Genomic DNA, 19092 nt, shown 5'->3' with positions numbered 1-19092 from the left:
CATACCGCCGATGCCGTTGAACGGCCCGGCCGGCAACATGCTGGGCAGCGCGCAGCACTGGCTGGAAAAATCGGTGGAAGTACTCACCGCCACCGTAGTCGTCGCCGAAGTGGCGCTGCTATTCATCGGCATCATCGCGCGCTCGGTGCTGCACAGTTCGCTGATCTGGAGCGATGAGCTGGCGTCGATCCTGTTCCTGTGGCTGGCGATGCTGGGCAGTGCGCTGGCGGTGCAGCGCTCCTGCCACATGCGCCTCACCTTCTTCGTCTCGAAGCTGTCGCCGCGCGCACAAGCGTGGGCCGAGACGCTTGCCGTGGGGGTCACGGCCGTGCTGCTCCTGATGATGATCCATCCGAGCTTCGACTATGTCGAAGACCAGGGCTTCGTCGAAACACCTGCATTGGGATGGAGCGGCATGGTGCGGGCGCTGGCCGTTCCGGTCGGTTTCCTGATCGCCCTGGTAAGCTGTGCGCTGCGTCTGATGCATCACGACAAGCGCGACATCTTCATGGTCGCGGCATTGCTGGCCGTGATCGCCGGCGCCTGCTATCTGGCGGCGCCGATGCTCACGGCGATGGGACAAAGCGCGCTGCCGATCTTCTTCATTGGCTTGCTCGGTGCTGCAGTCATGGCCGGTGCGCCGATCGCCTTCGCCTTTGCGATCGCCACCTGTGCGTACCTGCTGACCACCACCAGCACGCCGGTGGTCATCGTGGTCGGCCGCATGGACGAAGGCATGAGCAGCCTGATCCTGCTGGCGGTGCCGATGTTCGTGCTGCTGGGCCAGCTGGTGCATGCGACCGGGCTGGCGCGCGTGATGGTGGAATTCCTGGCGGCGCTGGTCGGTCATGTGCGCGGCGGCATGTCCTACGTGCTGCTTGGAGCGATGTTGCTGGTGTCCGGCATCTCCGGATCCAAGACGGCGGATATGGCGGCAGTGGCGCCGGTGCTGTTTCCTGAAATGCGCAAGCGCGGCATGCAGGACAGCGAATTGATTTCCTTGTTGGCGGCTTCCGGCGCAATGAGCGAAACCATCCCGCCTTCGCTGGTCCTGATCGCCATCGCCTCCGTGACCGGGATATCGATTGCGGCGCTGTTCACCGCCGGCATCATGCCCGCGTTCGTCCTTGCCATCGTGCTGGCCGTGGTCGCCTGGTGGCGTGCCGGATCGGACCATGTGACGACCAGCCGTGCGCCGCTCAAACGCGTGCTGAAAACCTTTGCCATCGCCGTACCTGCCCTGTTGCTGCCTTTCGTGATCCGCACTGCGGTGGTGGAAGGCGTTGCAACCGCGACTGAAGTGTCGACCATCGGCATTGCCTACTCGCTCATTGTCGGCCTGATCATTTATCGCGGCAGCCTGAAGTGGCATATGGCCTTGCCGATTCTGGTGCAGACGGCGGCATTGTCCGGCGCCATTCTCTTCATCGTCGGCGCCGCCAGCGCAATGGGGTGGGCGTTGACGCAATCGGGATTTTCACATGACCTGGCGGCCATGATGACGGCCGTGCCGGGCGGCGCAACCGGCTTCCTGCTGGTCTCCATCGCGGCCTTCATCGTGCTCGGCAGCGTGCTGGAAGGCATCCCGGCCATTGTCTTGTTCGGCCCCTTGCTGTTCCCGGTGGCGCGCCAGCTCGGCATCCATGAAATTCACTATGCGATGGTGGTGATCCTTGCGATGGGCCTTGGCGTCTTCGCGCCACCCTTCGGCCTGTGCTACTACGCCGCCTGCATCATCGGCGAAGTCAAACCGGAGGTGGCGCTCAAACGCATCTGGCTGTATCTGGGAATGCTGCTGCTCGGGTTGATTGCAATTACGTTCGTGCCCTGGATATCAACCGGATTCCTTTGATTCGTTGACGGGAAGTGCGCAGGGCGACTCATCTCGGCTCAACCACGATCCGGCGCCTTGCCCACCATCTTCACCGCACGCAGGAAATCAAAATCCACGCCCTGGTCCGCTTGCGTCACGGTGTCCAGGAACAACTTGGCGTAGCCGCGCCCGGCGCTGGGAATCACGACCGGCGTCTCCTGCACGCGCCGCGCCAGTTCCTCGTCCGCGACCAGCAAGGCGATTTCCCGGTTCGCCACGCTCAGGCGGATGCGGTCGCCGTTTTGCACGTAGGCCAGCGGTCCGCCGATGGCCGACTCGGGCGTGACGTGCAACACGATGGTGCCGAAGGCGGTGCCGCTCATGCGTCCGTCCGAAATCCGCACGATGTCCTTCACGCCGGCGCGCGCCAGCTTGCGCGGGATCGGAATATAACCGGCTTCGGGCATGCCGGGCGCACCCTTGGGGCCGATGTTCTTTAGCACCAAAATGTCGTCGGCGTTGACGTCCAGCGCGTCGCTGTCGATGCGCGTGGCCATGTCCTCGACATTCTCGAACACCACCGCACGCCCTTCGTGCTCCATCAGCCGGGCATCCGCTGCCGACTGTTTGATGATCGCGCCGCCGGGAGCCAGGTTGCCGCGCAGGACGGCGATGCCGCCTTGCGGATAAATGGGATTGGCGGCCGGACGGACGACGTCTTGCGGGAAGCCGGCGCCGGCGCGCTCGATCTCTTCGCCCAGCGTGCGCCCGGTCACCGTCAGCGCCTCCAGGCGCAGCAGCGGCTTGAGTTCGCGCAGCAGCGTCGCCATGCCGCCGGCGTGGTGGAAGTCCTCCATGTAATGTTTTCCCGAAGGCTTCAAGTCCAGCAGCACCGGCGTCTCGCGGCCCATGCGGTCGAGTGCGTCCAGGTCAATCTCCAGGCCCATGCGGCCGGCGATTGCCGTCAAGTGCACGATGCCGTTGGTAGACCCGCCGATGGCCAGCAACACCCGCATGGCGTTTTCAAACGCGGCGGGCGTCAATATCTTGTCGATGGTCAAACCGTCGTGCGCCATCTGCACCGCCTGCGCGCCGGTTTCTTCCGCCACGCGGATGCGATCTGCGGTGACCGCCGGCGGCGAGGCGCCGCCCGGCACCGTCATGCCCATGGCTTCGGCGATGCAGGCCATGGTGCTGGCGGTGCCCATCACGGAACAGGTCCCCACGCTGGCGACCAGCTGGTTGTTGACCTCGGCGATATCTTCCGCGTCGATTTCTTCCGCGCGGTATTTACCCCAGTAGCGCCGGCAATCGGTGCATGCCCCTACCCGCTCGCCGCGATGACTGCCGGTGAGCATGGAGCCGGTGATGAGCTGGATCGAAGGAATGCCTGCCGAGGCCGCCCCCATGAGTTGCGCCGGCACCGTCTTGTCGCAACCGCCGATGAGCACCACGGCGTCCATCGGTTGTGCGCGCACCATTTCTTCGGTGTCCATCGACATCAGATTGCGCAGGTACATGCTGGTCGGCGCCGAGAAGCTCTCATGGATCGAGATGGTCGGGAAGTCCATCGGCAACCCGCCCGCCAGCATGACGCCGCGCTTGACCGCTTCGATCAGCTGGGGCGCGTTGCCGTGGCAGGGGTTGTAGCTGCTGCCGGTGTTGACGATGCCGACCACCGGCCGCTCAAGCGCCTGGTCCGTGTAGCCTGCGCCCTTGATGAACGCCTTGCGCAGGAACAGCGAAAAGCCCTGGTCGCCGTAGTTGGTGAGCCCTTTTTTCAAACCGGTTTGCCTGGGTTTCATTTGTCTCGTCTCCTGCTGCCTGCCCGCAAGGGCGGTCGCTTTTTTACCGTCGCTGGTTGAAGAACCTGTTCATCAACAGGTGGTGAAGCCAGAATACTGGGCGGTTCCATTGCAAAAAACAATTTGGTATTTCTTGCTTTAAAAGAAGATATTTTTTAGTATCGACAGATGGACCTTCGCTACCTTCAGAGCTTCGTGGCCACCGTCGAGTGCGGCTCAATCGCCGAGGCGGCGCGCCGTCTGGACCTGACGTCGGCGGCGCTGGCCGCGCGCGTCAGGGCGCTCGAGGAAGAACTTGGAACGCCGCTGCTGCAACGCTCCGGACGTTCGGTCAAGCCGACCGCGGCCGGTCTCAACATCCTCGACAGCGCGCGCAGCATGTTGCGCGAAGAGCGCGACCTGCGTGCGATGGCCATCAAGGAAGCGCCGGTCGGCGAACTGCGCCTTGGCACCTTCGTCTCCGCGCTGACCACCGTGCTGCCGCCGGTCTTGCGCACGCTCTATGCGGACCATCCCGACCTGTCGGTGTCGGTGGTGTCCAACGGCTCGGTCGAGCTATGCCGCATGGTGGCGGCGGGAGAACTGGATGCGGCGGTGGTGGTCGAGCCGCAGTTCGCCATTCCCAAGACCTGTGAATGGCGTCCCCTGATGGACGAACCGCTGGTGGTGGTGGCGCCTGCCGCCATGGCCGGTCGCGATCCGCATGCGCTGCTGCGCGATGAACCGTTCATCCGCTACGACCGTACGGTCTGGGGCGGCCAGCTGGCCGATCGCTATTTGCGGGACCACGGCATCCGTCCTCACCAGCGGCTCGAGATCAATGGCCTGATGTCGATTGCGGTGATGGTTGACCATGGACTCGGCGTGTCGCTGTTGCCCGACTGGTCGGCGCTGTGGTCAGGCGGCCTGTCGATCGCGCGGGTGCCGCTACCGCGCCACGCACCGGTGCGCCGGATCGGCTTCATCTGGGGCGTGCAACGTCCTCATGCGCACCTTGCCGGCCTGTTTTTGCAACACGCCGAAGCGGTGTTCCGGAAACAGGCCGGCAAGAGCAACAGCAAACGCAAGCCGCGCAAATAGCGGTCGGCATCGAAATCGGTCGCGGCCAAAACAAACAAGCCCGCTTGCGCAGGCTTGTTTTCGTACGTGACACCTTTTGAACGATCAGGCGCTGCGGCGTTCATCCCTGAGTTGCAAGGCCGGGTTGACCACCTTGGCGTCGCCGCCGAGCGGGCGCAGCGGCACGATGCGGGCGGAGCCGGACAGCGCCGGATCTTCCAGGCTGAACACGCCGACTGCCTGGTTGAGCCTGCCGGCCTGGTCCTGCAAGGTGCCGACCGCAGCGCTGGCTTGTTCCACCAGGGCGGCGTTTTGCTGCGTGACCTGGTCCATCAATGCAATGGCGCGGTGCACTTCTTCGATGCCGATGCTTTGCTCGTGGCTGGCGGCGGAGATTTCGCCGACCACGTCGGTCACGTGCTTCACGCTGGCGACGATCTGCTCCATGGTTTCGCCGGCCTGGCCGACCAGCTTGGCGCCGGTGTCGACCTTCTCCACCGAGTCATCGATGAGCGACTTGATTTCCTTGGCGGCGGCCGAGCTGCGCTGCGCCAGGCTGCGCACTTCGGTGGCGACCACGGCGAAACCGCGACCTTGTTCGCCGGCACGGGCTGCTTCCACTGCTGCATTCAGGGCCAGGATATTGGTCTGGAACGCGATGCCGTCGATCACGCCGATGATGTCGACGATCTTGCGCGAGGAAGTATTGATGGAGTCCATGGTATGCACCACCTGGCCGACGATGGCGCCGCCCTGCATGGCGATCGCGGAAGCGTTGCGCGCCAGCTGGTTGGCCTGCCTGGCGTTGTCGTCGTTCTGCTTGACGGTGGAAGTCAGTTGCTCCATCGCCGAGGCGGTTTCTTCCAGCGAGGCGGCCTGGTCTTCGGTACGGGAGGCGAGGTCGCGGTTGCCTTCGGCGATCTGGGCGCTGATTTCGGTGACGTCGCTGGCGGCATCGCGTACTTCCGTGACGGTGCGGCGCAGGTTGCTGCTCATTTCCGACAGCGCGGCCATGATGCTTTCATGTCCCTTGCCGAGGTCCTTGTCCTGCTCGATGGCGTGGTAGAGCTCGCCGCGGTCAACTGCGAAGGCCAGTTCCCTGACTTGCGCCGGTTCGGCGCCAAGTGCACGGCGGATGTGGCGCGTGATCAGTGTCGCCAGCACCACGCCGGTCGCCATGGCAACCGCCAGCAGGACCAGCATCAGGGCCTGGAAGCCATGCGCCAGGTTGCGTGCGTGGGCCGATTCAACCTGGGTCATCTGCTCTTGCAGGTCGATGAATTTGTTGATCGAAGCCAGCCATTCGACGAAAGCCGGCTTGCCTTGCTGCAGCATGATCTGTCGTGCGCCGTCGGTATCGCCTGAGGTGCGGGCCGCGATCACGCGTTGCACCAGCGGCATGGCGCGCGCTTCGATGGCCTTGATGGCGGCGAGATCGGCGCGTTCTTCGGCGCGGACGTTCCTGCCCTTTTCACCGGAGAAGATGGCGTCGAGCGGTTGCGCCGATTGCTGGTAGTCGTTGTCCAGTTTGCCGATCAGGCCGATGACGTCCTTGACTTCGGCGTCGCCCACCAGGGTCAGGTCGCGCAGCGCGATGGCGCGGTCATGCACGCTGCCGCGGAAGTTGATCGCGTAACGCTGCTTGACGTTGTTGTCGTCGCTGATGGTGCTCAGGCTGCCTTCGATGGCATTGACCTTCATGATGCTGAGCACGGTGAGCGCCGCCATCATGGCCAGCACGATGGCGAAGCTGATTTCGAGGCGGGCTGCAACGCTGATGGCACGCCGTGGCGATTGGTTCATGGTGATGCTCCCTGAGGTTGTGCGCCGTCCGGAGTCGGCGCTTGTCTTGTTTTTGTCGGCTGGCGGCACCTTTGCAGTGCAGAACAGCTTCCAGCTGACGCAATCTTAGGGAAAATCAATGCATAACAAAAATTGATAGTATTTATTAATTTGATAGGTTTTATGCACGATCCTTGCCGATGCTGGGTTAGCGCCGGATCCGTGTGGAAATTACGCCGCCGCGGCAGGCATATCGCGCCCGCCTTGCTGGCTTGATGTTGGCGGCCTGACGCCGGCGGATCAGTCCACCGCGCGCAGCTTCTTCACTTCCGCATCCGAGGGCTGCAAGCTGGCGCCGTCGACATACACGAAGCTGCTCATGACGCCCTTGCCGTCCTTGACGCCGGTGCGGCCGACGAAAGCGCCCAGAGTCGACTGGTGATCCTGCGCGCGGTAGGTGATGGTCGCCACCGGCGTCTCCACCTTCAGGCCGGAAAACGCCGCCGCAAGTTTGTCCGAATCGGTGCTGCCGGCCTTCTTCAGCCCGGCCGCAATCGACATCAGCGCGCTATAGCCGACCAGCGAGCCGTTGCGTGGATAGTCGTTGAATTTCTTGCGGTAGGCATCGACGAATTTCTTGTGCTCCGGCGTATTGATGGCGTACCACGGGTAGCCGGTCACGAGCCAGTTGTTGGGTGCTTCGGCGCGCAGTGGGTCGAGGTATTCCGGCTCGCCCGACAGCAGCGACACCACCTCGCGTCCTTCAAACAGGCCGCGCGTATTGCCCTCGCGGACGAACTTGCCGAGGTCGGTCGCGAACAGCACGTTGAAGATGGCGTCCGGCTTGGCGTCAGCCAAGGCCTGCGTGACCGCGCCGGCGTCGATCTTGCCCAGCGGCGCCGCCTGCTCGGCGACGAATTCGATATCCGGTTGCGCCGCCTTCATCAGCGTCTTGAAGCTGGCGACGGCGGACTGGCCGTATTCATAATTCGGATAGACGATGGCCCAGCGCTTCTTCTTGAGCTTGGCCGCATCCTTGACCAGCGACGCCACCAGCATGTAGGTCGACGGACGCAGGCGATAGGTGTACTTGTTGCCGTTATGCCAGACGATCTTGTCGGTCAGCGGCTCGGCCGCGAGGAAGAAAATCTTGCGCTGCCTGGCGTAGTCGGTCAGCGCCAGCCCGGTGTTGGACAGGAAGCCGCCGAACAGCAGCGACACCTGTTCGCGCTTGACCAGCTCTTCGGCCACCCGCACCGAGTCGCCGGGGTTGCCGTTGTCGTCGCGCGAAATCACTTCCAGCTTCTTGCCGAGCACGCCGCCTGCAGCGTTGATTTCTTCCAACGCCATCTCCCAGCCCTGGCGGTACGGCTCAAGGAAAGCCGGCTGCGCCTTGTAGCTGTTGATCTCGCCGATCTTGATGGTGGCCTGGGCGGCGGCGTTGCCGGACAAACCTGCGGTGGCCAGCACCGCCGCAACGGCGGCGAACTGCAGTGCGTACGTGAAGCTGAATGTAAAGCGGAGTCGCGAATTCATGGTGTCCTTCCCGGTAAAGACCACAAGTATAGCGAGCGCCGGGAATTTCCACTGCACACGCCCTTGTTGCAGAATCGGAACTCATTTCATGAATGGGCGTGAGATGCGTTCTAGTTACCCATGCCGACGTGATACTGCTTGTACATGGTCCACACCGAATTCCTGACCTGGTAGGTCGAGAAACTCACATCGCGCAGATCGCCGTGGGCGTCGAATGAAATCGTGCCGGTCAGGCCGTTATACTTGATCGCATGCAGGGCCGCAGTCACCTTGCGCGGATTAGCCGAGCCTGCGCGCACGATTGCTGCGGCCAGCACCTGCACCTGGTCATACGCCACCGCTGAATAGGCGCCGGGCGCGACGTTGTAACGCTGCAGGTAATTCTTCTCGAAGGCGTCGAGCTGCTTCGACTTGCGCTGGTGGGCGCCTGGCATGATCGACACCGTGCCTTCCGCACCGGGACCAGCCGTCTGCAAGAATATCGGACCGACCAGCGAGGCCGCCGTCACCAGTTGCGCCTCGATCCCGAGGCGGTACATGTTTTGCGCCAGCATCGCGCTCTGCGATGCCAGTCCGCCGAAGAACACCGCGTCCGCCTTGCCGACCCGGATTGCCTTGAGGATGTCGTTGAAGTCATAGGTCGTGGCGTTGACCGAATTGACGCTGACGATCTTGCCGCCCAGCTTGGTGAAGGCGCTCTCGAATTTTTCCTTGTAGTCCCGCCCGAACACGCTATCGTCATGCACGATGGCGACACGGCTCTTGTGCAATTCCTGCGCGACGTAAGAGGCCAGCACGGCAGCGCGCTGCTCGTCGTAGGCGGCGATGCGGAACGCGCTGTCATGGCCCTGCTGGGTGAAGCGCCGTGTTCCGGAAATGGCGAAATGCGGAATCCCGGCCTTCTGGTAAATCGCCGACGAGCTGACCGCAACCGCGCTGTTGAAAATGCCGACCACGCCGGCGGTATCGTTCCTGACGAAATAACGCGCCGCGATTTCGGCGATGCGCGGATTGGATTTGTCGTCCTGCACCTGCAGCTTGAGCACCAGCCGGTCGCTGCCCAGGCGCATCTCGGCGCCGTTGATCTCATCGACCGCCATCTTGACGGCATTGAGCATGCTGGTTCCGCTGGCGCTGCTCAGGCCGGTGAGCGGCCCGGCGAATCCGATGGAGACGTTCTTGTCGGCAGCCGTTGCCGGCGGCTGCCAACCGAGCAACTGCAATCCCAGCAGCGCCGTCATGGCCAGCAGCGCCATGCCGCGTTTGCCTTGCTTCTCCATATGTCCCTGTCCTTTCGACCTCGCGCTGATGTAGTTGGTATGAGTGCGCGACGCCGATAGTTATATCATCCCGCCCCGCGGCGGCATAAAGAGGAAAAGAAGCATAAAAACCAGAGATTTCATCGTCATCGCAGGCGTGTGGCGTATGTGGCAGTCATGACATTTTCCCATCCCTCCTGTGCGATCACTTTCATTTATTTTTCGCAAATCCGGGACTTTTTGTTCAGGCTTGCCACACGCCGTAACCGGCCTCACGCAACCCGATCGCCAACTCGACCTCCATGTCGCGCGCGCCGTCGTAGGGCATCGGGTTGTACATTTCGTAGAGTTTGGGCAGCAGGCGCAGGCCGAAGTCGCGTACATAGCGGTTGGACTGGATGCCGGCCTTGTGCTTGTCGAAACGCAGGTCGACGTTGAGGCCGGTCATGCCGACGTAGACGCAGGGCTTGCCGGTCACGTAGCCGGGATTGGCCTTGCGGAAGCGCGCCTCGTACAACACGTCGGCTGACAATTCGATGACGTAGACGGAATAGTGATAGCGGCGCGCCATGATGTGCGTGATGTGCGGAAAATCAGGAGTGTCCCGAGCCCGAACCTGCCCCCGCATCTGCCCCCGCATCTGCCCCCGTACCTGCACCGGACCTGCCCGGCACGGTCACCAGCAGCATGCCGGCCAGTGCGACCGCGAAGGCGGCCAGCTGGATCATGGTCAGCTGTTCGCCCAGCGCCAGCACGCCGACCAGCGCGGTGCTGACCGGCAGCATCACGGTAAACACGCCGGCGCGCGCGGCCGGCACCGACTTGAGCCCGGTCATCCAGAGCCAGACGCTCCACACGCTCGCGGCCAGCGCGTAGAACACCAGCAATAGCCAGATGCCCTTGTGCACGGCGCTGAAATCGAACTGCAACGCGGTATAGAAACCCAGCGGCGTCATCAGCGCCAAACCCCAAAGATTGATGATGGAACTGATGCGCTTGGGACTGAGCACGGCGGTGAGCTTCTTGCCGATGACGGCGTACGAGGCTTCGCACAGCACCGCGGCGAACACCAGCAGGTTGCCGAGCCAGGCCTGATGGGCGGCATCCGCGCCGCCTGCATCCAGACCAGGCCCGTGCGGATTCTTGGCCAGCGACAGCAGGCCGATGCCGAGCGCGCCGCAAGCCACCGCCATCCAGACGCGCGCGCCGATGCGTTCGCGCAGGAAAATCCAGCTCATCAGCGCCACCACTGCCGGGATCACCGACATGATGACGCCGGCCGACACCGCACTGGTCATGCTGACGCCGCTGATCATGCAGATCGTGAACAGGAAATTGCCGAGGAAGGATTCGAGGAACACCAGCAAGCGCGTGCGCGGCGTCAATGGCGCTTCGTTGGCGGGCTTTCTGAGCCAGCGCAACATCGCCACCGCACCGATGCCGAAGCGCAACCAGGCCAGCAGGAACACCGGCAGCGCCGCCGCCAGCGGCTTGGTCAGCGCGACATAGGCGCCTACCATGGACATGCTGAGGGCGAGGCAGACATAGGCCATCAGGCGGCCGGGAGTGTAATTCATGGAGGCGGGCTTAGGTCTGTTGGCGTCGGTTGGCTTTCCCCAAGGAAAGCAGCCCTGCATTCTAACGTGAGCGCGCCCCGATTGCAGGCTGGCGGCAGGCTGAGTCTTGATCCTCGCCGACTTGGTAAGAATTGTAAGCAAGTAATGCCGGGGCTTTTCTTCGTTCGAAAATAGAATATATTCGAATCGTGGCGAGAAATAAGATGCGCCTCAACTGAAAGGACATCATCATGATCAGCAAGAAAATCATCCCTGCCCTGCTTGTTACTGCAGTGTTGGCAGCCTCGGTTTCGACTTCGGCCTCCGCACATGATCGCGGCGGCAACGGCCTGGCGATCGCCGCCGGCATCATCGGCGCAGTCGCAGTCGGCTCGATGATCGCCAACGCCAACGCGGGCCCGAGCTATGCACCGCAACCGGTCTATCAGCAAGCGCCGCAACCGGTGTATTACCAGGAGGCGCCGCAGCAGGTCTACTATCAGCCTGCGCCTGTCTATGTGCGCCCTGCCCCGGTCTACGTCGAGCGCGAATACCGTGAACGCCCGGTGTATCGTGAATACCGCCGCGAGTATCGCGACGTGTATTACAGCCGGTAATTCCAGTCCTTGATTCCAGCCACTAAGCCAATGTAGAGCCCCGGCCGGAGGCTGCAGGCACATTGAGCGCCTGCAGCCTCCGGCTTTTTGTCGTCCCTCCTTCATCCACAATGCAAACCTTGCAGGACTGGCATGACCGGATGGCAACAACTTGACCGGCCGCCAACGGATTACAGCGTCCAGCGGGCATTTCAGCGTGAAAATCAGTTTTTGTCCTACAGAAACGCGGCCGGCGTCGGACATAGAATGGATGATCTTCATTTCCGCACTGGTGGTCCGCGATGAGCAAGAAGGTCGATTACCCCGTCTCCGACATCCGTCATTATCTTGAGCCCGGCCCGATCGTGCTGGTGACGTCGCGCTGGCAGGACGAGACCGACGTGATGACGCTGGGCTGGCATACCGTGATGGAATTCACGCCCTCGCTGGTGGGCTGCATCATCGCTGCAGGCAACCACAGTTTCGAACTGATCCGCAGCAGCCGCGAGTGCGTGATCAATATTCCCACCGCCGAGATGCTCGACACGGTGGCCGACATCGGCAACTGTTCCGGCGCCGACGTCGACAAGTTCTCGCGCTTCGGCCTGCACACCAGCAAGGCGGAAAGGGTCAAGGCGCCGCTGCTGGACGACTGCTTCGTCAGCCTCGAGTGCAAGCTCTACGACGACTGCCTGATCGACACCTACAACTACTTCATCTTCGAAGTCGTCAAGGCGCACGCTGCCCCTTCGCCAAAATATCCGCAGACCGTCCACTACACCGGCGACGGCCAGTTCCGCGAAGCAGGACGCCACGTCAGCCGACGCGGCCGCTTCATGCCGCAGAATCTCTGATCACTGATCCGGAAACACCGCGCCAAAGAAAAGGCCGCACAATCGTGCGGCCTTTTTCACAACTGCAGCGACAGCTTCTCGCCGCCTCATGCGTCGCGCTTAGGCATCCGCCTCATGTTCCAGGCGTCGTGGCGCAGGCGACACCAGGCGCACGGCCGATGGCGTGATGTCGATGGCGCGCTTGGCCGATTGCGATGCGGCGGTTGTCACCAGGCGCGCGGCGTCCAGCTTGAACACGCTGACCACCTGCTCCAGTGTCTCGGCCTGATCCTGCAAGGCCTGGGCGGCTGCTGCGGCTTCTTCCACCAGCGCGGCGTTCTGTTGCGTGACGTCGTCCATTTGCGACACGGCCTGGTTGACCTGGCTGATGCCGCTGCTTTGTTCTTCGCTGGCGCTGGCGATCTCGCCGACGATGTCGGTGACCTTCTGTACGCTGTTGACGATGTCGCTCATGGTGGTGCCGGCTTGCTGCACCAGCTTGCTGCCGGAACCGACCTTGTCGACCGAGTCGTCGATCAGGGTCTTGATTTCCTTGGCGGCGGCGGCCGAGCGCTGCGCCAGGCTGCGCACTTCGGAGGCGACCACGGCGAAGCCGCGACCCTGCTCGCCAGCGCGCGCTGCTTCGACGGCGGCGTTCAGCGCCAGGATGTTTGTCTGGAAAGCGATGCCGTCAATCACGCTGATGATGTCGACGATCTTGCGCGAGGATTCGTTGATCGAGTTCATCGTGTCGACCACCTGGCGCACCACGTCACCGCCTTGCGAGGCGATGTGCGATGCCGACAGCGCGAGCTGGTTGGCCTGCTTGGCGTTCTCGGTATTTTGCTTGACCACCGAGGTCAGTTGCTCGAGGCTGGATGCGGTTTCTTCCAGCGAAGCGGCTTGCTGTTCGGTGCGCGACGACAGGTCGGTATTGCCGACCGCGATTTGCCGGGCGGCGACGCTGACCGAATCGGTCGAGGTGCGCACCGTGCCGATCACGTCGACGATGCGCGCACGCAATTTGTTGAAGGCGGTGGCAGCGTGGCCGATCTCATCCATGCGATCGACCCGCATCGGCTGCGACAAGTCCAGCGAGGCGCTGACTTCTTCAAACGTGTTGCGGATATTGCGCAGGCTGCCGCTGATGTTGCGGTACAGGGTCAGCGCCAGCGTGCCGGTCAGCAGGAAGGCCACGACGATGACAGCGACCATGCTCTTGAACGCGAACTCGTACGCGGCGATGCTTTCGGCGCGCACGTCGTCGACCAGCTTGCCGTTGTAGGCGATGTGATCGTCGATGCCTTTCTTGACGCCGGCGGCGGACAGCGCCAGCGGACTGCCGGCCGCCAGCGTGGCGCGCACGCCATCCATGTCGCCCGCATGCGCGGCGGCGAAGAACGGAATCAGCGCCTTGCGGTAGGCTTCCATGTTGACTTTGTCGGCTTCCAGCATCTTGCGGTCGGTGTCGTCGAAGAGTTGTTCTTTTTCATACTTGGCGACGACGTCGTCGAAGGCCTTGTTGGCATCGGCCACGGCCTTGTCCAGCGCGGTCTTGTCGCTCAGGTTGGAGAACACGGAGAGGCGATAACCGGCCAGGCGCGTATCGGCGAGGAAGCCCTTGGCGGCATTGAGACCGCTGATGCTCGGGATGATGCGGTTCTGTACCGTGTCGAAGCGTTGCTGCGCGCGCTGCAGTTGCCAGAGGCCGTCGATGCCGACGAACAGGAGCGCCAGCAGGGCCACCGAGAGAGTGAGAATAAGGCGTTTGGTGATCGTCATGGTCGTTTCATTTCTCAAAAAGTGAATGGAATCCGCGGCCTCGTGGGCTGCGGTGCTGGCGTTGTCTCCTCCTGCCGGAGGCGATGCTGGCGATTCCGGTGTTGCTGTTTTAAATGCCGTGCTGCCAATACTGAATACTCGCTTACGCCGCTAATGGAGTGCCTTCAAAGGCGTTCTGCAGCGACTCGCCATGCTCGCGACAGAACTCCTTGCCGGCGCGGTAGCCGACGTCGAACAACAACTGCATGTTCGACGCGGACCAGTCGAGCACCTCCGGCCAATGCTCCTCCGGGATGCCGCTCATGAGATCGACCTTGAGCAGGCGGCGCAGCGGTTCGCCGGTGTCCGGATGGGTGTTGTGCTCGAGTTCGAACAGGCGCATCTCGGTCTTCGAGATCTTCACCAGCGGCGTGATGATGGAGCGCACCCAGGCGTCGTACAGATTGCGCGGCTTGCGAATCAGGCGGTCCTCGCCGAGGATGTCGAGCACCACCAGGGTGTCGATGTCGTCGTGCTTGCCTGCGTCGACTCCCTGCGTTCTCAAGGGATCGAAATTGAGCGTGTCGAGCGCGGCGCCTTCGATGTAATCGTCGCCGCCGATTTCCGTCGGCGGGTACAGGAACGGAAACGACAACGCGGCGCGCACATGAATCGGCGCGATCTCGTCCTTGTCCCATATCTGCATCTCGCTCTTGCTCATGTTGTAGGCGTTGATGTAGAACGCCGGCTTCATGCGCGCGATGGCGTCGAAGTCGATCGCCTGTTCGAGGAAGGGGTGATGCGCGCACAGCCCCAGGCTCTTGGACGACAGGTCCGAGGGCGACATGGCCGACAACATCAGGTGCATCCAGTCGTTCCACGCGCCCGACGCTTCGGCGAAGCGCTGCGTGAAGACGTCGAGGAAAGGATTGCCGGCCGCGCCGGCCATGTTGGGCAAACCGGCCAATTGCGGCAACTGCGGCATCTGGGGTAACTGTGGCATTTGCGCCGGCACCTGGTCGCGGAAACTGCGCGCGCCCTGGCCGGGCTTGTTGAAGATCTTGTAGTTGACCGGGAACATCTTGTAGATGCTGTCGGCGACGCCGACCTCGGCCCAACGCACCAGCGCCTCGCGCGGCGTGCAACCCAGCGGCGCCTGATACAGCAAGCCCATGAGCACGCCGGCGCCGGAGGCCGAGATGACGTCGAACTCGATGCCCTCGTCGAGGAACGCCGTCAGCGCGCCCGCGATCAAGGTTGAATTCGGCGCACCGCCGCCGATTACCAATGCTTTTTTTCCCGCCCTGTACTGATTGGTCATGTGAGCCTCTCAGATTCCCGTTGTGTTTTTGAAGCAGCGCCCTTTATGGAAAAAGGAATGATGCACTGCAAAATTTCTGTGTCAGGGAAATATAGCCTCAAAGAAACTGAAAGGAATGTGCCGCGGAGATTTAATTAACGCATATCTGGTATTCAACGGATGGATATCCGCGACACTACAAGGCTTTGCAGCGGATTGACGTTTTGACATGTACGTAATAACGGAGAAACTTTGTCACGCTGCCGTTCCCATGTCATGCGCAGGTGAGGGTTCAAATGAAGCGGCCGCGCCTTCGTATGAAGGACGCGGCCGATAATGCAGCGCAGCAGTAACGTCGACTATGCGTGCTTATTTACCCCAGCGCAGCACCAGCGGATCGAGGCGACGCGCGATCCTGATCAGGCCTTCGCGAGTGGCGGGATGCATCGCCGCGAGCGGATGGCGCACGGCGTCGGACTTGATGATGCCGCCTTCCTTCATCAGGGCTTTGCACGACGCCAGCCCGCCCTGGCGGTTTTCGTAGTTGATCAGCGGCAGCCATTCCTGATAATGCTGCGCCGCCAGTTCTGTGTCGCCGGCAACGTAGGCATCGAGGATGCGGCGGATGCCGTCCGGATAACCGCCGCCGGTCATCGCGCCGGTGGCGCCGGCGTCGAGATCGGCCATCAGCGTGATGGCTTCTTCGCCGTCCCACGGACCGACGATGGCGTCGCCGCCGAGGGCGATGATTTCACGCAGCTTGTTGGCGGCTTGCGGCACTTCGATCTTGAAGTAGGAGACGTTGGCGATCTCCTGCGCCATCTTGACCAGCAGCGTGGACGACAACGTGGTGCCGCTGACCGGCGCGTCCTGGATCATGATCGGGATGTCGATCGCGTCCGACACCGTCTGGAAGAATTCCTGGATGCCGCGCTCGCCGACGCGGATGGTGGCGCCGTGGTACGGCGGCATGATCATGACCATCGCCGCGCCTGCGTCCTGCGCATTGCGGCTGCGCTGTGCGCAGATGCGCGAGCTGAAATGGGTGGTCGTGACGATCACCGGAATGCGGCCGGCGACGTGGTCGAGCACGGTGCTGATGAGCGCATTGCGCTCGTCGTCGGTGAGCGCAAACTGCTCGGAGAAGTTGGCCAGAATACAGATGCCGTCGGAGCCGGCGTCGATCATGAAATCGATGCAGCGGCGCTGGCCTTCCAGGTCAATGTCGCCGTGGTCGTCGAAAATGGTCGGGGCGACCGGGAAGACGCCGCGATAGACAGGCGTTGGCGCTGGTTTTTTCTTGCTCATTGTTTGTCTCTCTTCAGTTCGGTTTGATGCGGGCTACGCCTGCTGGTGCTCGGGTGCGCCTCGAGGTACGCATGCTTTTGCGGCATCAAAACGGAAGCGGTCGGGACTGACCTGAGTCGAACCGGGTCAGCGACCTTTCAACAATTGATTGACCTGCTGGAACTCCATCGGCGGGTAGTAATAGAAGCCCTGGAAAAACTGGCATCCGATCGCTTTGAGGAATTTTTCCTGGACCAGCGTTTCGACGCCTTCGGCGACCGTGGTGCAGGAAAGAATCTTCGCCAGCGACACCACCGCACGGATAATCAGTTCACTCTTCTCGCTGATACCGATCTGCGCCACAAAAGACTGGTCTATCTTAATACTTTTCGTCGGAAAACGGCTGAGCTTCTGCAAAGAAGAGTAACCGGTTCCAAAATCGTCAATGGTGATGCCGTAACCTTTGGCGTTGAGCGCCTCGAGGTGGCTGATGGCCAGATTCTCGTTGCCGACCAGCCCGGTCTCGGTGATCTCGAACTCCAGGTGATCCGAACTGACGCCGTATTTCTGGCATGAGGCGTTGACCAGGTCGAGCAGATCGGCGCGCACGATATCGATGGCCGACAGGTTGATGGCGATCGGCAGGCAGCGCCGTTCCGAGTCCAGCGTCTGGCGAATATACGCGCACACCTTGTCGACCACGAAAGCGGTGATGAAATGAATCGCACCGCTGGTCTCGGCGACCGGGATGAATTCAGCCGGAGAGACGTCGCCCAGCGTCGGCGAGCGCCACCGGATCAATGCCTCGAGGCCGACGATCTCGCCGTCTTGCGTGACCTTGGGTTGATAGACCAGGCGCAGTTCGTTTTCACGCAGCGCCATCAAGATGGATTGTTCGATGTTGAGGCGGCGCCGGATCAGCGCGGCCGCTTCGTCGTCGAAGACGGTGATGTCCTGGGTGCCGGAACGACGCGCCGAATCCAGCGCCAGTTTGCCGCGCTGGATCAGTTCGTCGCCGCTGGTTTCGCCCGGCCGCGAGAACGCGATCGCCATCGATACCTGCACCGGATGACGTTGGCCGCCGACCAGCAATTCTTCCGGCAGGCTGCGGCGGATATGCTCGATCTGCGGGATGGCGTCGCGACTGGCGTGGCTGGTCTCGATCGTGAAGCTGAACACCACGCTGCGCAAGCGCGCGATCAGGCTGCCATCCGGCAGCAGTCGTCGCAACGCATCGGCGAAAGCGACGATCAGTGCATCGCCGGCGGCGCTTCCGTGCGCATCGTTGGCGTACTTGATGCTGTCGAGGCGGATGACCACCAGCGCCAGCTGGCGGCGCGGCGACATGGCCTGCATGTGCTCTTCAAGCTGCCGGTGCAACAGATCGCGGTTGGGTAATTGGGTGAGCTGGTCGTGATTGCTGAGGAAGGTTTCGCGTTCCTTGCTGCGGTCGAGTGCTTCCTCGATGCGGCGCTGTTGCGAGATGTCGCGCAGCAGCACGATGTAGTGCTGCTCGGAAGTGGTCGAGATATTTTCTATCACGATCAGGCGGCCGTCCTTAGACGCATACTCCTGGCCGCGCTTGAGCGCCAGGATGGCGGCCGCCTTTTCCGTGTCGCTGCGGCACTTGTGCCCGAGCAGCGCGAACAGATTCGCATCCTGGTCTTTCGGCGCGGATTTGCCGGGAGCGCGGCCGATCAGATTGTCGGCCAGCGTATTGGCCTTGAGTATGCGTCCCTGCGCATCGCACAGCACGATCGCGCCGCCGGCGTTTTCGAAAATCTCCTGGTATTGCGCATGACTGCTCTCGAGCTCGCTGCTGGCTGCACGATGACGGCGGATCGAGGCGTCCAGCGCGTGCAGCAGGCGAAACACGCCGAGCGGCACGCAGATGTTGAAGAACAAGAACAGCAGCGACTGGATATAGGCATGCGCATTGGCCAGCGGCGCATCAAGGCCCGGGTAGACCGGCAGCGGCTGGTTGCGCAGCAGCAGCATGAACGGGAATACATTGATCGTCATCAGCACCAGCGCCAGGCGCGAACCGAAGAAGATGCGGCCGATCAGCGGCGCCGTGTAGACGAACATGATGCCGTACTTGGCGACGTCGGCGTCTTTGATGAAGTACACCATGCAGAACGACGCCGCATAAATCGTCGCGATCAGGATCGCACTGCCGATCGCCGGACGCCGCACCGACGCCAGCACGCCCAGCACCAGTGCGATGAAGAATCCAGTCACGACGGCGATGATGTAATACGCGCCGACCTTGAATGCATCGATGGCGCTGAGCAGGCCGATACCGCATTCCAGCAGCAGACCGGACACGAGGATGATGCGCAGCGCGCTCTCTTTCCAGACCGTATTTTCCGCCGCGCTCAAGGCATTTTCTTTAAGCAGTAGCCACTGGAACATTGTATTTTTTCTTTGTGCAGATGTGGTCATGTGGAGCCGGCGTCATCGGTTTGCCCGGTCGGAACCCGGTTTGAAATTCGCTCTGGTTGA

General features: G+C 62.2%; 14 protein-coding genes. 4 read left to right on the top strand and 10 right to left on the bottom strand.

The window, feature by feature from the left end; genetic code table 11:
* The first annotated feature begins 10 nt into the window (after positions 1–10).
* Positions 11–1852, top strand: a complete 1842-nt coding sequence (locus DXT88_RS00485; protein ID WP_265211131.1) for a TRAP transporter large permease — start codon at positions 11–13, stop codon at positions 1850–1852.
* 38 nt (positions 1853–1890) lie between these two features.
* Here the strand turns inward: DXT88_RS00485 and DXT88_RS00480 are convergent, their stop codons facing one another.
* Positions 1891–3618, bottom strand: a complete 1728-nt coding sequence (locus DXT88_RS00480; RefSeq protein ID WP_265210936.1) for an IlvD/Edd family dehydratase — start codon at positions 3616–3618, stop codon at positions 1891–1893.
* Between the two features lie 168 nt (positions 3619–3786).
* Between DXT88_RS00480 and DXT88_RS00475 the strand changes: the two genes are divergently transcribed.
* A complete protein-coding gene (locus tag DXT88_RS00475) occupies positions 3787–4698 on the top strand; it encodes a LysR family transcriptional regulator (RefSeq protein WP_265210935.1) in 912 nt (303 codons plus the stop codon).
* An 84-nt stretch (positions 4699–4782) separates the two neighbouring features.
* Here the strand turns inward: DXT88_RS00475 and DXT88_RS00470 are convergent, their stop codons facing one another.
* The 5 genes from DXT88_RS00470 to DXT88_RS00450 all read right to left on the bottom strand — a co-directional run bounded on the left by DXT88_RS00470 (position 4783) and on the right by DXT88_RS00450 (position 10831).
* Positions 4783–6480, bottom strand: coding sequence for a methyl-accepting chemotaxis protein (locus DXT88_RS00470; protein ID WP_265210934.1), 1698 nt, complete (start codon positions 6478–6480; stop codon positions 4783–4785).
* Positions 6481–6759: 279 nt separating this feature from the next.
* A complete protein-coding gene (locus DXT88_RS00465) occupies positions 6760–7995 on the bottom strand; it encodes an ABC transporter substrate-binding protein (RefSeq protein ID WP_265210933.1) in 1236 nt (411 codons plus the stop codon).
* A gap of 110 nt (positions 7996–8105) precedes the next feature.
* Positions 8106–9275 carry a branched-chain amino acid ABC transporter substrate-binding protein gene (locus DXT88_RS00460; protein ID WP_265210932.1) on the bottom strand — a complete coding sequence of 390 codons (1170 nt, stop codon included), beginning with the start codon at positions 9273–9275 and terminating at the stop codon, positions 8106–8108.
* A gap of 223 nt (positions 9276–9498) precedes the next feature.
* Positions 9499–9825, bottom strand: coding sequence for a hypothetical protein (locus DXT88_RS00455; RefSeq protein WP_265210931.1), 327 nt, complete (start codon positions 9823–9825; stop codon positions 9499–9501).
* A gap of 22 nt (positions 9826–9847) precedes the next feature.
* Positions 9848–10831, bottom strand: a complete 984-nt coding sequence (locus DXT88_RS00450) for a DMT family transporter (protein WP_265210930.1) — start codon at positions 10829–10831, stop codon at positions 9848–9850.
* 230 nt (positions 10832–11061) lie between these two features.
* Between DXT88_RS00450 and DXT88_RS00445 the strand changes: the two genes are divergently transcribed.
* Together DXT88_RS00445 and DXT88_RS00440 are read left to right on the top strand one after the other, a co-directional pair.
* A complete protein-coding gene (locus tag DXT88_RS00445; RefSeq protein ID WP_016836743.1) occupies positions 11062–11427 on the top strand; it encodes a hypothetical protein in 366 nt (121 codons plus the stop codon).
* Between the two features lie 281 nt (positions 11428–11708).
* Positions 11709–12260 carry a flavin reductase family protein gene (locus tag DXT88_RS00440; protein WP_265210929.1) on the top strand — a complete coding sequence of 184 codons (552 nt, stop codon included), beginning with the start codon at positions 11709–11711 and terminating at the stop codon, positions 12258–12260.
* A gap of 99 nt (positions 12261–12359) precedes the next feature.
* Here the strand turns inward: DXT88_RS00440 and DXT88_RS00435 are convergent, their stop codons facing one another.
* The 4 genes from DXT88_RS00435 to DXT88_RS00420 all read right to left on the bottom strand — a co-directional run bounded on the left by DXT88_RS00435 (position 12360) and on the right by DXT88_RS00420 (position 19002).
* Positions 12360–14021 (bottom strand): methyl-accepting chemotaxis protein, encoded by a 1662-nt coding sequence (locus DXT88_RS00435; RefSeq protein WP_265210927.1) that lies wholly within the window; start codon positions 14019–14021, stop codon positions 12360–12362.
* A 142-nt stretch (positions 14022–14163) separates the two neighbouring features.
* A complete protein-coding gene (locus tag DXT88_RS00430; protein ID WP_265210925.1) occupies positions 14164–15321 on the bottom strand; it encodes a patatin-like phospholipase family protein in 1158 nt (385 codons plus the stop codon).
* A gap of 348 nt (positions 15322–15669) precedes the next feature.
* On the bottom strand, positions 15670–16608 hold the full coding sequence (locus tag DXT88_RS00425; protein WP_265210924.1) for a dihydrodipicolinate synthase family protein: 939 nt from the start codon (positions 16606–16608) through the stop codon (positions 15670–15672).
* Positions 16609–16734: 126 nt separating this feature from the next.
* Positions 16735–19002: a putative bifunctional diguanylate cyclase/phosphodiesterase gene (locus tag DXT88_RS00420; RefSeq protein ID WP_265210923.1), complete on the bottom strand. Its 2268-nt coding sequence runs from the start codon at positions 19000–19002 to the stop codon at positions 16735–16737.
* Between the last annotated feature and the right edge of the window lie 90 nt (positions 19003–19092).

The organism is Herbaspirillum lusitanum, from assembly GCF_026127345.1.
Taxonomy (GTDB): Bacteria; Pseudomonadota; Gammaproteobacteria; order Burkholderiales; family Burkholderiaceae_D; genus Herbaspirillum; species Herbaspirillum lusitanum.
This window is presented reverse-complemented; position numbering and strand designations above follow the sequence as displayed.